General features: G+C 69.8%; 10 protein-coding genes and 2 tRNA genes. 7 read left to right on the top strand and 5 right to left on the bottom strand.

The window, feature by feature from the left end; translation table 11 throughout:
- Positions 1 to 302: 302 nt before the first annotated feature.
- The 6 genes from gyrB to ACZ4XJ_RS14805 all read left to right on the top strand — a co-directional run bounded on the left by gyrB (position 303) and on the right by ACZ4XJ_RS14805 (position 7,601).
- Entirely contained in the window at positions 303 to 2,372 is a 2,070-nt protein-coding gene (gene gyrB / locus ACZ4XJ_RS14780; protein WP_468496375.1) for a DNA topoisomerase (ATP-hydrolyzing) subunit B, read from the top strand.
- A gap of 40 nt (positions 2,373 to 2,412) precedes the next feature.
- Positions 2,413 to 5,046, top strand: coding sequence for a DNA gyrase subunit A (gyrA, locus tag ACZ4XJ_RS14785; protein WP_362875144.1), 2,634 nt, complete (start codon positions 2,413 to 2,415; stop codon positions 5,044 to 5,046).
- A 2-nt stretch (positions 5,047 to 5,048) separates the two neighbouring features.
- Entirely contained in the window at positions 5,049 to 5,678 is a 630-nt protein-coding gene (locus ACZ4XJ_RS14790; protein ID WP_362875145.1) for a DUF3566 domain-containing protein, read from the top strand.
- A 118-nt stretch (positions 5,679 to 5,796) separates the two neighbouring features.
- Positions 5,797 to 5,870: transfer RNA gene (locus ACZ4XJ_RS14795), tRNA-Ile, on the top strand.
- Between the two features lie 157 nt (positions 5,871 to 6,027).
- Positions 6,028 to 6,162 (top strand): DLW-39 family protein, encoded by a 135-nt coding sequence (locus ACZ4XJ_RS14800; RefSeq protein ID WP_208809277.1) that lies wholly within the window; start codon positions 6,028 to 6,030, stop codon positions 6,160 to 6,162.
- A gap of 122 nt (positions 6,163 to 6,284) precedes the next feature.
- Entirely contained in the window at positions 6,285 to 7,601 is a 1,317-nt protein-coding gene (locus ACZ4XJ_RS14805; protein WP_468496376.1) for a hypothetical protein, read from the top strand.
- Positions 7,602 to 7,667: 66 nt separating this feature from the next.
- Here the strand turns inward: ACZ4XJ_RS14805 and ACZ4XJ_RS14810 are convergent, their stop codons facing one another.
- Together ACZ4XJ_RS14810 and ACZ4XJ_RS14815 are read right to left on the bottom strand one after the other, a co-directional pair.
- Complete coding sequence (locus ACZ4XJ_RS14810; RefSeq protein ID WP_468496377.1) at positions 7,668 to 9,050, bottom strand: serine/threonine-protein kinase; 1,383 nt, start codon at positions 9,048 to 9,050, stop codon at positions 7,668 to 7,670.
- Between the two features lie 31 nt (positions 9,051 to 9,081).
- On the bottom strand, positions 9,082 to 9,630 hold the full coding sequence (locus tag ACZ4XJ_RS14815; RefSeq protein ID WP_468496378.1) for a helix-turn-helix domain-containing protein: 549 nt from the start codon (positions 9,628 to 9,630) through the stop codon (positions 9,082 to 9,084).
- 161 nt (positions 9,631 to 9,791) lie between these two features.
- On the opposite strand from ACZ4XJ_RS14815, the gene ACZ4XJ_RS14820 reads away from it, so the two are divergent.
- Positions 9,792 to 9,864 (top strand) — tRNA-Ala (locus tag ACZ4XJ_RS14820).
- 35 nt (positions 9,865 to 9,899) lie between these two features.
- Here ACZ4XJ_RS14820 and ACZ4XJ_RS14825 read toward each other — a convergent pair.
- The 3 genes from ACZ4XJ_RS14825 to lpdA are packed head-to-tail and all read right to left on the bottom strand — an operon-like array spanning position 9,900 to position 12,596.
- Complete coding sequence (locus ACZ4XJ_RS14825; RefSeq protein WP_468496379.1) at positions 9,900 to 10,607, bottom strand: 4'-phosphopantetheinyl transferase family protein; 708 nt, start codon at positions 10,605 to 10,607, stop codon at positions 9,900 to 9,902.
- Positions 10,600 to 11,133, bottom strand: coding sequence for a heme-binding beta-barrel domain-containing protein (locus ACZ4XJ_RS14830; protein ID WP_468496380.1), 534 nt, complete (start codon positions 11,131 to 11,133; stop codon positions 10,600 to 10,602). The genes ACZ4XJ_RS14825 and ACZ4XJ_RS14830 overlap by 8 nt, the downstream gene beginning before the upstream one ends.
- A gap of 56 nt (positions 11,134 to 11,189) precedes the next feature.
- On the bottom strand, positions 11,190 to 12,596 hold the full coding sequence (gene lpdA, locus ACZ4XJ_RS14835; RefSeq protein WP_468496381.1) for a dihydrolipoyl dehydrogenase: 1,407 nt from the start codon (positions 12,594 to 12,596) through the stop codon (positions 11,190 to 11,192).
- Between the last annotated feature and the right edge of the window lie 52 nt (positions 12,597 to 12,648).

The raw sequence follows: 12,648 nt of genomic DNA on the forward strand, positions 1-12,648 counted from the left end.
CGGGACCCGGTCGCGGGTGGTGTCCCTCACGGTAGTCGCGGGTTGACAGCCCGAAGCTCTGGATGCCCGTGTGAGCCACTTTGAGCCCCTCCCCGGATATGGGGAGTCGGAGAGAGGAGGTTCAGGGCGGCACATGCGTACTCAGGTACCGGCAAACCCCCATTCATGTCAGTGGTACCGGTAGACTGGAGACAATCCCGCCCAGTTGCGGGATCACCAGTCGAGTACCGGTGACAAACGCTGACAACGCAGATCGACGCAGCCGCTCCTGCTTGCATGCCTGCTGGCCCGGAGTACGGCCTGTGCTGTGCCAGAAAGGGCGCTTCGTGGCCGATTCCGGCAACTCCAACGACAAGAACGAGTCCACCGCCGGCGGCGAGGTCGCCGAGGCCGGTGGATCTTCGTATACCGGAAGCAACATCCAGGTCCTGGAGGGCCTGGACGCGGTCCGTAAGCGGCCCGGCATGTACATCGGATCGACGGGTGAGCGCGGCCTGCACCACCTCGTCTACGAGGTGGTCGACAACTCCGTCGACGAGGCGCTGGCCGGGCACGCGGACACCATCGACGTGACGATCCTGCCCGACGGCGGGGTCAGGGTCATCGACAACGGCCGAGGCATCCCGGTCGACATCGTCCCCTCCGAGGGCAAGCCGGCCCTGGAGGTCGTGCTGACCGTCCTGCACGCGGGCGGCAAGTTCGGCGGCGGCGGCTACGCCGTCTCCGGTGGTCTGCACGGCGTCGGCGTCTCCGTCGTGAACGCCCTGTCGACGAAGGTCGCGGTCGAGGTCAGGCGCGACGGCTACCGCTGGACCCAGGACTACAAGCTCGGCGCCCCGACGGCCGCCCTCGCCAAGAACGAGGAGACCGAGGAGCACGGCACCTCGGTCACCTTCTGGGCCGACCCCGACATCTTCGAGACGACCGAGTACTCCTTCGAGACGCTCTCGCGGCGCTTCCAGGAGATGGCCTTCCTCAACAAGGGCCTGACCCTGTCGCTGACCGACGAGCGCGAGTCGGCGAAGGCCACGGTCGGCGCGGACGACCCCGACGCGGACATCGCCGAGCCCCCCGCGCGCACGGTGAAGTACTACTACGAGGGCGGCATCGTCGACTTCGTGAAGTACCTCAACTCGCGCAAGGGCGAGCTGATCCACCCGACCGTCATCGACGTCGAGGCCGAGGACAAGGAGCGCATGCTCTCGGTCCAGATCGCGATGCAGTGGAACTCGCAGTACACCGAGGGCGTCTACTCCTTCGCGAACACGATCCACACGCACGAGGGCGGCACCCACGAAGAGGGCTTCCGCGCGGCGCTGACCGGCCTGGTCAACCGCTACGCGCGGGAGAAGAAGCTGCTCCGCGAGAAGGACGACAACCTCGCCGGCGAGGACATCCGCGAGGGTCTGACGGCGATCATCTCGGTGAAGCTGGGCGAGCCGCAGTTCGAGGGCCAGACGAAGACCAAGCTGGGCAACACGGAGGCGAAGACCTTCGTGCAGAAGGTCGTGCACGAGCACCTGAACGACTGGTTCGACCGCAACCCGGTCGAGGCCTCGGACATCATCCGCAAGTCGATCCAGGCGGCCACCGCGCGCGTCGCGGCCCGCAAGGCCCGCGACCTGACGCGCCGCAAGGGTCTGCTGGAGAGCGCCTCGCTGCCGGGCAAGCTGTCCGACTGCCAGTCGAACGACCCGACCAAGTGCGAGATCTTCATCGTCGAGGGTGACTCCGCCGGCGGTAGCGCGAAGTCCGGCCGCAACCCGATGTACCAGGCCATCCTGCCGATCCGCGGCAAGATCCTGAACGTCGAGAAGGCCCGGATCGACAAGATCCTCCAGAACACCGAGGTCCAGGCGCTGATCAGTGCCTTCGGTACCGGTGTGCACGAGGACTTCGACATCGAGAAGCTCCGCTATCACAAGATCATCCTGATGGCGGACGCCGACGTCGACGGCCAGCACATCAACACCCTGCTGCTGACCTTCCTGTTCCGCTTCATGCGGCCGCTGGTCGAGGCCGGGCACGTGTACCTCTCGCGCCCGCCGCTCTACAAGATCAAGTGGGGCCGCGACGACTTCGAGTACGCGTACTCGGACCGCGAGCGCGACGCCCTGGTCGAGCTCGGCAAGCAGAACGGCAAGCGGATCAGGGAAGACTCGATCCAGCGCTTCAAGGGTCTGGGCGAGATGAACGCCGAGGAGCTGCGCGTCACCACCATGGACGTCGACCACCGCGTGCTCGGCCAGGTCACCCTGGACGACGCGGCGCAGGCCGACGACCTGTTCTCGGTGCTGATGGGAGAGGACGTCGAAGCCCGACGCTCCTTCATCCAGCGCAACGCCAAGGACGTTCGGTTCCTCGACATCTGAGTCGGCTCTCATGACCGCCTGAAAGGACTTCTGACCAGCAATGGCCGACGAAACCACCCAGCCCGCCAAGAACACCGAGAATTCCGCGGAGGAGCAGCCCGTGCTGCGGATCGAGCCCGTCGGGCTCGAGACGGAGATGCAGCGCTCCTACCTCGACTACGCGATGTCCGTCATCGTCTCCCGCGCCCTGCCCGACGTCCGGGACGGCCTGAAGCCGGTACACCGGCGCGTGCTGTACGCGATGTACGACGGCGGCTACCGGCCCGAGAAGGGCTTCTACAAGTGCGCCCGCGTCGTCGGTGACGTCATGGGCACGTACCACCCGCACGGCGACTCCTCGATCTACGACGCGCTGGTCCGCCTGGCCCAGCCGTGGTCGCTGCGCATGCCGCTCGTGGACTCCAACGGCAACTTCGGCTCCCCGGGCAACGACCCGGCGGCCGCGATGCGCTACACCGAGTGCAAGCTCATGCCGCTGGCCATGGAGATGCTCCGGGACATCGACGAGGAGACCGTCGACTTCACGGACAACTACGACGGCCGCAACCAGGAGCCGACGGTCCTGCCGGCGCGCTTCCCGAACCTGCTGGTCAACGGCTCCGCGGGCATCGCGGTCGGCATGGCGACCAACATCCCGCCGCACAACCTCCGCGAGGTCGCGGCCGGTGCCCAGTGGGCGCTGGAGCACCCGGAGTCCTCGCACGAGGAGCTCCAGGACGCGCTGATCGAGCGGATCAAGGGCCCGGACTTCCCGTCCGGTGCCCTGGTCGTGGGCCGCAAGGGCATCGAGGAGGCGTACCGCACCGGGCGCGGCTCCATCACGATGCGCGCGGTGGTCGAGGTCGAGGAGATCCAGAACCGCCAGTGCCTGGTGGTCACGGAGCTCCCGTACCAGACCAACCCCGACAACCTCGCGCAGAAGATCGCCGACCTGGTGAAGGACGGCCGGGTCGGCGGCATCGCCGACGTCCGCGACGAGACCTCGTCCCGGACCGGCCAGCGCCTGGTGATCGTCCTGAAGCGGGACGCGGTCGCCAAGGTCGTGCTGAACAACCTCTACAAGCACACCGACCTGCAGTCGAACTTCAGCGCCAACATGCTGGCCCTGGTGGACGGCGTGCCGCGCACCCTGTCGATCGACGCCTTCATCCGCCACTGGGTGCAGCACCAGATCGAGGTCATCGTCCGGCGCACGCGCTTCCGCCTGCGCAAGGCGGAGGAGCGCGCGCACATCCTGCGCGGTCTGCTGAAGGCCCTGGACGCCATCGACGAGGTCATCGCCCTCATCCGGCGCAGCAACACCGTCGAGATCGCGCGCGAGGGCCTGATGGGCCTCCTGGAGATCGACGAGATCCAGGCCAACGCGATCCTCGAAATGCAGCTGCGGCGCCTGGCGGCCCTGGAGCGGCAGAAGATCGTCGCCGAGCACGACGAGCTCCAGTCGAAGATCAACGAGTACAACGCGATCCTGGCCTCCGAGGAGCGCCAGCGGCAGATCGTCAGCGAGGAACTCGCGGTCATCGTCGAGAAGTTCGGCGACGACCGGCGTTCCAAGCTGGTGCCCTTCGACGGCGACATGTCCATGGAGGACCTGATCGCCGAAGAGGACATCGTCGTCACGATCACGCACGGCGGCTACGTCAAGCGCACCAAGACCGAGGACTACCGCTCGCAGAAGCGCGGCGGCAAGGGCGTGCGCGGCACGAAGCTGAAGCAGGACGACCTGGTCGACCACTTCTTCGTCTCGACCACGCACCACTGGCTGCTGTTCTTCACGAACAAGGGCCGCGTCTACCGGTCCAAGGCGTACGAGCTGCCGGACGCCGGCCGCGACGCCCGCGGTCAGCACGTGGCGAACCTGCTGGCCTTCCAGCCGGACGAGAAGATCGCCCAGATCCTCGCGATCCGCGACTACGAGGCGGCGCCCTACCTGATCCTGGCCACCAAGGGCGGCCTGGTGAAGAAGACGGCGCTCAAGGACTACGACTCGCCCCGATCGGGTGGCGTCATCGCGATCAACCTCCGCGAGACGGAGAGCGGCGCCGACGACGAGCTGATCGGCGCCGAGTTGGTGTCCGCCGAGGACGACCTGCTGCTCATCAGCAAGAAGGCGCAGTCGATCCGCTTCACCGCGACCGACGACGCGCTGCGTCCGATGGGCCGCGCGACCTCGGGCGTGAAGGGCATGAGCTTCCGCGGAAGCGATGAGCTGCTGTCGATGAGCGTGGTCCGGCCGGGTACGTTCGTCTTCACCGCGACCGACGGCGGCTACGCCAAGCGGACGCCGGTCGACGAGTACCGCGTCCAAGGACGTGGTGGTCTGGGCATCAAGGCAGCGAAGATCGTCGAGGACCGCGGGTCGCTCGTCGGCGCGCTGGTGGTCGACGAAACGGACGAGATTCTCGCCATCACGCTCAGCGGTGGTGTGATTCGCACGCGAGTCAACGAAGTCAGGGAGACCGGCCGTGACACCATGGGCGTCCAGCTGATCAACCTGGGCAAGCGCGATGCCGTGGTGGGCATCGCTCGTAACGCCGAGGCGGGTCAGGAAGCTGATGAGGCCGATGACATCGAGTCGGACATCGACTCGGACATCGAGGCCGGGGCAGCCGACGGACAGGCCGCCGAGGCCGCCGAGGGCACGGAGCCTTCGGCAGGGGAGCACGAGGAGTAAGCGTGAGTGGAGCCACGGGCGCCGGACCGGCCAAAACTGGAGCGAACGGTGCCCGTGGCCCCGCCGCGGACTCCCAGGGGGGAACCGTGACGGACACCCGAGAACCTAAGTCGAAGGCTCAGTCCAAGGCCCAGCCGAAGGCACCGACGGACAAGGGCCAGGACCGTGACGGCCAGCCGTACCAGCCCCCGCAGGCCTACGCGGCGCCGGCGGGCCCCGGTGCGCAGCGCGGAGCCCGACCGGGGGTCCGTACGGCACCGAGGACGCGCAAGGCGCGGCTGAGGGTCGCCAAAGCGGACCCGTGGTCGGTGATGAAGGTCAGTTTCCTGCTGTCGATCGCGCTGGGCGTGTGCACGATCGTGGCGGCGGCCGTGCTGTGGATGGTCATGGATGCCATGGGCATCTTCTCGACCGTCGGCGGCACGATCAGCGAGGCGACCGGATCGAACGAGAGCAACGGGTTCGACCTCCAGTCGTTCCTGTCGCTGCCGCGGGTGCTGATCTTCACGTCGGTCATCTCGGTGATCGACGTGGTGCTGATGACGGCACTGGCCACGCTGGGCTCGTTCATCTACAACCTGTCGGCGGGCTTCGTGGGCGGCGTGGAACTCACGCTGGCCGAGGACGAATGACCTGCTGATCGACCCACTGACTGACCTGCGGGGAAGCCCGCGGGGAGGCCGGCGGGAACGGATTTTGGCTCGACCCGCTCCGTGCGCTAATCTTCAGGAGTCAGCGCGCGGCGCGGATGGGGCTATAGCTCAGTTGGTTAGAGCGCATCCCTGATAAGGATGAGGCCACAGGTTCAAATCCTGTTAGCCCCACAGTGAAGAAGGACCCCCAGGCCTCGGCCCGGGGGTCCTTCTTCGTTGGGTCGGTGGAGGGGTCGGGTGTCGGCCGACGGGCACCGGTCGGATATCGGTCGGTGTGTATTGTTGGCGGCCAGAAGTCCCCAACGTCAACGAAGGACGAGGTCGCGCGGTGAAGAAGCTGCTCCTGGTCGCACTGGCCGCCATCGGCGGGCTCCTCGTGTACCGCCAGATCCAGGCGGATCGCGCCGAGCAGGACCTGTGGACGGAGGCAACTGACTCCGTGCCCTCTGGTTCCGGTGTGTGAGACCCACGGTTGATCTCATGAAGCCCCGGCTGCCGCTGCTGCCGGGGCTTCGTGCTGCGCTGTGAGCAATTGTTCCAGTATGCAAAGTTTTGACTTGCGTGAGCAAACTCGGGGTGGGCTTGATGGTGCGCGTGCGGAAGACGCTGCTGGCCGGGGCGACGGCCCTCGGGTTGCTGGCCTGGCTGCCGGGAGCCGCGTACGCGGCCGGCCCCGGATCCCCGCCGCCGCTGCCGCAGTACCGACCGGCTGACGGCGCCACCCCCGTAGCGGGCAAGCCCTCCACGGCGGACGCCCCGCTGCTCGACGTCGGCGCGGTCTACGAGGACACCCTCGCGCCCGGCGAACGCGTCTACCGGCTCGGCCTCGACAGCACCTCCACCGTGTACGTCTCCGCGGTGCTGCGCCCGCCCGCCGGCGCCAAGGTGGGCTACAGCGACGGGTTGGAGGTCGAGGTCATGACCGCCGGCGGCAAGGCCTGTCCCGCCAACCCCGGCCGGATCTCCTTCGGTTACGACGCGGTGCCCGTCGCGGCGGTCGGCTCCCGGCGGCTGGAGGAGGACGCCGACTGCCAGGCCGGGGGGACCTACTACGCGAAGCTCACCCGGTCCGCGGCGAAGGACTCCGACCGGGCCGCGTGGCCGGTGGAGATCCGGATCCAGCGCGAGCCGGCGCCCGTCGCCGGGACCGCGCCGAGCGCCGCCGCCAGTGTCTGGCCCTCGGCGGCGCCGACGCTGCCCGGTACGGACCCCGTCGCCCGTAGCGGCGGCACCGGCTTCAACGACGCCCGGGCGCTGGACTCCGGGGTGTGGCGCGACGACCTGCGGCCCGGGCAGACGCGCTTCTACCGGGTGCCGCTGGACTGGGGGCAACAGCTGGGGGTCGGCGCGGAGATCGCGGCGGCCAGGATGACGAAGCAGTACGGCTCCGCCTCCAACGGGCTCACCGTGTCGCTGTACACGCCCTACCGCGCCCTCGTGCACTCCGAGGACACCTCCTACGACGGCAAGCAGGCGGCCGTCACGCTGCCGAAGACCGCGCCGGTGGCGTACGAGAACCGTTTCGCAGACGGCGCCGAGCAGCGGCCCGTGCGGCTGGCCGGCTGGTACTACCTCGCCGTCACGATGGGCGGCAAGGTGGGGGAGTTCACCGAGGACGCCACACCGGTGCCGCTGACGCTGCGGCTGGAGGTGACGGGTACCCCGGGCTCGGGACCCGCGTACAAGGAGAGCCTCACCGCGGCCGGGTTCGGGGTCGGCGGCGCCGACCGGACCGCCGCGAAGGAGGGGCTCACCGCTCCCGAGGCCGCCGCGGCCGAGGGCGACCGCTCCGTGATGCGGATCGTGGCGGGCGCGGGCTTCGGGACCGGGACGGTACTGCTCCTGGTGCTCGGCGCGTGGACGCTGCTGGCGCGGCGGGGCGGGGCGCGCAGGGCGGTCTGAGGGCGGCCGTACGGGCGCCGGGGTGCCGGTGCCGGTGTCCGGCGCCCGGCCTCCCGGCGCCCGGGGTCAGACCTGGGTGAGGGCCCAGATGCCCAGGGCGAAGCAGAGCAGCGCCGCCGTGAGGATGCCGGCGGTGACCTTCGTCGGAGGCGGGGCGATGCCGCTCCGGCGGGCCGGTACGGGGACCGGGTCCGGGGTGGTGGCCGGCTCGGCCGACGAGCCCGGGTGGACCGGGTGGACCGGCGGCGGCAGGTGGAAGCTGCCCGTCTCCGAGGGCCCGTAGCCGGGCGGGGGTCCGAAGCCGGCGGCGGCGGCGGCCGGGGGCGTACCGCGCGGGTCGTCGGCCCGGGTGGGCGCGCCGCCGAAGGAGCCCGTCGTCGGGGCCGTGGCGGGGCCCGGAGCGGCCGTGGAGCCCGCTGCGGAGCCGGGGGGAGTGGCGGGCGCGGCGTACGGCTCCGGCGCGGCCAGGGGGCCCGTGGGGGCTGCGGGGGCCGTGGTGCCGGTGGGGCCGGTGCTCGTGACGCCGGCGGGGGGCTGAGGGGCCTGGCCCGGCTGGGAGGTCCGGGGGGTCCGGGGGCCCTGGGGGTCGAAACCGGCCGGGAGCGGGCCGAGTTGGTCGAACACCTCCACCGGGTCCGACTCGGGGGAGGGCGCCGGCAGCAGCTCGACGGCTCCGGCGAGGGCCTTGCGGGCCCCCGTGGCCGTCCGGAACCGCGTCTGGGGGTCGGGTTGCAGGAGGTTCGCGATGACGTCCCACAGCGGCACGGGGACGCCCTCGGGGGCGTCCGGGGTGCCGTGGGCCAGGAAGTGTTCGACCAGGGCCTGGGAATCGGGCTTGCGGCCCCGCAACAGGTACAGGGCGACCAGTCCGACCGCGTAGAGGTCGGCGGGGAAGTCGGGTTCGGCACCCATGAGTTGTTCCGGGGCGAAGTAACCCGGCGTGCCGACCACGTAGTTGGTCTCGGTCAGCCGGGGCTCGCCCTTGCGCATCGAGATGCCGAAGTCGGACAGCCGCAGGTGCGGCCGCCCGGTTCCGGTGGCCTCCATCAGGATGTTGGCCGGTTTGATGTCGCGGTGGACGACGCCCTCCGCGTGCACCGCCGCCAGCCCCGACAGGAGCTGGTCGAGCAGCGCGCACACGAAGCGGGGCGGCAACGGGCCGTAGTCCCCGATCACATGGGCGAGGGAGCCGCCGCGGACGAGGTCCATGGTGAACAGGACCTTGTCGTCGTCCGCCGCCCAGCTGGCGGGGGCCAGCACGTGCGGGTGGTCGATGCGCAGCGCCTGCTCGCGCACGAACCGCAGCAGGGTGTGGGCGTCGCTCTGCAGCAACACCTTCGCGGCGACGTAGCGGCGCCGCCGGTGGTCCCATGCCCGCCAGACGGCGCCCGCGCCACCGCGTCCGATCGGATCGACCAGTTCGTACCGGCCGGCGAAGACCTCACCCATCGCTGTGCCCGTCCCCCGTCATCGTCGTGCGTCAGTTCTGGTGGGCCTCGTAGTGGGCCACCGCCTCCGCGGTGCGGCCCGCGCCGTACACCCTGAGGAACTCTGCCAGTTCCGGATGGCTGGGGGCGAGGGTGTCCGCCGCGTCGATGATGTCGCCTGCCGCCGAGACCGAGCGCAGCAGCGACTGGATCTCGCGGACGACGCGCTTGACGGTCGGAGCCCCGGAACTCGTCGTGGCCTGACCGCTGTTGCTGAGGACGGAGCCTCCCTGGGTGTTCTTGATCTCGTCCATCCGGTCCGTGGCCTCCGCCGCGCTGACGCTCCCGTCCGCCACCTGGCCGGCGAGGTCCTGGAGGGCCTGCACCCGCTGGACGACGGCCGGATTGCCGATCTTGGCGCGCTGGCCGCTCATCAGCTGGGACAGCATCGGCGCCGACAGGCCGAGGACGGCAGCGAGGCGGGCCTGGTTGAGTCCGAGGTCATCTATGAGCCGTCGGAACAGCGCGCCCAGCGGCTCCCCGTACCAACTGCGCTGAAGCTCCCTGGCTCTGGCCGTGGCCTCTTGCTGTACTGCGTCCACTCTTACTACTCCCCTTCGCTGGTGCGAACCTCGCGAGCATCTTACGGAGCGTGCTCGCGGGGCGGGAGTCCCTATCATTTTGCGGGATGAGGGGGTACACCGGGTACTCTGTCCTGCGGAACGACCTCTCCCTTCCGGGGGAGCGGCGCGTACCCCCTCACGGGGCCTTAGCTCAGTTGGTAGAGCGCTGCCTTTGCAAGGCAGATGTCAGGAGTTCGAATCTCCTAGGCTCCACGTGTAAAAGGTCCCCTGACCTGCGGAAACGCTGGTCAGGGGACCTTTTTGCCTGGAGGGGACGGGAGGGTGGCGGGGGTGGCCACGGCCGCTACCAGGCCGGTGTGCACGGGGATGTCCCGGACGGACCACGCACGGAGCTCGCCGCCCACGGTGTGGCGTACCGAGACCGCCTCGTGCTCGATGTGGGGGCGAACGTCGATCCGGGTCAGGTCGCCCTGCACGCCCACGCCGGCCGCCTTCAGGACGGCTTCCTTGCGGGTCCAGCAGCGCAGGAACGCATCGATGCCGTCCTGCCGCGCCACGTACGCCCGCTCCGCGGGGGACAGGGTCGTGGCGGACAGCAGGGCCACGTCCAGGTCGCGGCGGTGTTCGATGTCCAGACCGACGGGGCCGGAGAGGGACAGGGCGAGCGCCGAATGGCCCCCACTGTGCGAGAGGCTGATGCCGAGTGAGGTGTGCGGGGTGCGGACGGCGGGCGGGCCGTGCTCGGAGCTGCCGCAGCCCGGGCACGGGCCGCGGCCCAGCTCGACGGTCCCGGGCGGCACGCCGAGCGCCGCGCCGACGATCCGCTTCGTGGTGGCCCGGGACCGGATGAACCTGGTGCGGTCGCGGGGGAAGCGGAAGCGCTCGGCGCGCGAGCGCTCCGCTTCGCTGAGCAGCGCCCAGCCGGATCCGTCGACGGGGGTCTCGCTGCACCACCAGCGCACCCGCACGGAAGGGGGCGGGGCCCCTTCAGGCACGTGGTCCTCCCGGGCCCAGCCGGGCTGCGAGGTGCCGGGTCAGGGGTTGGCCCACGGCCGCGATGTCCTGTTCGTACGAAAGGAATCCGTCGGCCAGGACGTACCGGCGGCGGCCCGAGGTGACCTCCTTCGCGAGCGGGGTGCGGATCACCTCGGTGGTGGCCATCTCGATGACGTCGTCCGTGACCTGTCCGGTGTAGATCTCGGAGATTCCGGTCGGATGGCTCAGCAGGGCCTCCAGATAGCCGCTGGGGGCCACCCGGATCCAGCCGGTCTCCCGGCCGGAGGGGCGCAGGCGGGCGCCGTCCGCGTCGATCAGCCAGGCGTGCGCCTCGTAGTGGAGGAACGGGCGGCCGTCGTGGGAGAGGGTGATCTCCTGCTCGTACGCGAACCCTTCGGCGAGGGTGGGGTAGGCGCCCCGCCCCCGGCCCTGCCACGATCCCAGGAACGCCTCCACCGGGAGGAGCCAGGGGTGCAGGGCCGGGGTGCTGTGCGCTTCGGGCGGGGCGGGGGCGGGGCGGGACAACTCGGCACTCTCCAGTCACCTGTCGGATCGCTGCATCGGGAGCACGCGCCCCGTCACTACATGTTGATCATGTGTCCCGCGAGTCCGTGGACGGCCTCCTTCACGGCCTCGCCGAGCGTCGGGTGGGCGTGGATGTTGCGCGCGACCTCGTGGACGGTGAGGTCCCACTGCTGGGCGAGCGTCAGCTCGGGGAGCAGTTCGGTGACGTCGGGGCCGATCAGGTGGGCGCCGAGGAATTCGCCGCGCGTGGCGTCGCTGATCACCTTGACGAAGCCGGCGGTGTCGCCGAGTCCGTGGGCCTTGCCGTTCGCGGCGAAGGGGAACTTGGCGACCCGGACGTCGAAGCCCGCCTCGCGCGCCTGCTCCTCGGTGTGGCCGAAGCTCGCGATCTGAGGCTGGCAGTAGGTGGCGCGCGGGACCATCCGGAAGTCGATCTCCATCGTCTCCACCTCGCCGATGGTCTCGACCGCGACGATGCCCATGCTCTCGGCGGCGTGCGCCAGCATCAGCTGCCCGGTGACGTCACCGATGGCGAAGAGGTGCGCAACGCTGGTGCGGCCGCGGGCGTCCACGGCGATGGCGCCCCGGTCGGTCAGCCGCACGCCCGTCGTCTCCAGGCCGTAGCCCGTCACCCGGGGCGCGAAGCCGATGGCCTGGAGGACCTTCGCCGCTTCCAGGACCTTGCGCGTGCCGTTCTGGTCGACGGTGACGCGGACCGGACCCGCGGCGTCGGAATCGTCGATGGACTCGACCCGGGTGGAGGTGAGGATCTCGATGCCCAGCTTGCGGTACTGCCGCAGCAGTTCCTTGGAGACCTCGACGTCCTCGGCTGGGACGACGCGGTCGGCGAACTCGACGAGCGTCACCCGCACGCCGTAGTTGTGCAGCACGTACGCGAACTCGACGCCGATGGCGCCGGCCCCCGCGATGACGATGCTCTCCGGGAGTTCCTCGGTGAGGATCTGCTCCTCGTAGGTGACGACGCGCGGGCTGAGGGACGTGCCGGGCAGTAGCCGGGTGGTGGCGCCGGTCGCGATCACGCAGTGCCCGAAGGTGATCGTCTCGACCGCGCCGGTGGCGAGGGTGACCTGGAGGGTGCGGTCGTCGAGGAAGGTGCCCCGGCCGTCGTACTCGGTGATGCCGTTCTTGCGCATCAGGTAGTGCACGCCCGCGACGCGGCCGTCCGCGACCTTGCGACTGCGCTTGAAGGCCGCGCCGAAGTCGAATCTGACCGGACCCGAGGTCTCGATGCCGTACGTCTGGGCCTGCTGCGTGACGATGTGCGCCAATTCGGCATTCCGCAGGAGAGCCTTGGACGGAATGCAGCCCACATTGAGGCAGACCCCACCCCAGTACTTCTCTTCCACTACCGCTGTCTTCAGGCCCAGCTGGGCGGCTCGTACCGCGGCGGTATAGCCGCCGGGACCAGCGCCCAGAATGACGACATCGAAGTTCTCGCTCATGAGCGCCAGCTTGTACCGCGAAAAAAACTAACTCAAGTGCGGCGCCGAGACT

The sequence above is a fragment of the Streptomyces sp. NPDC029836 genome, from assembly GCF_055574495.1.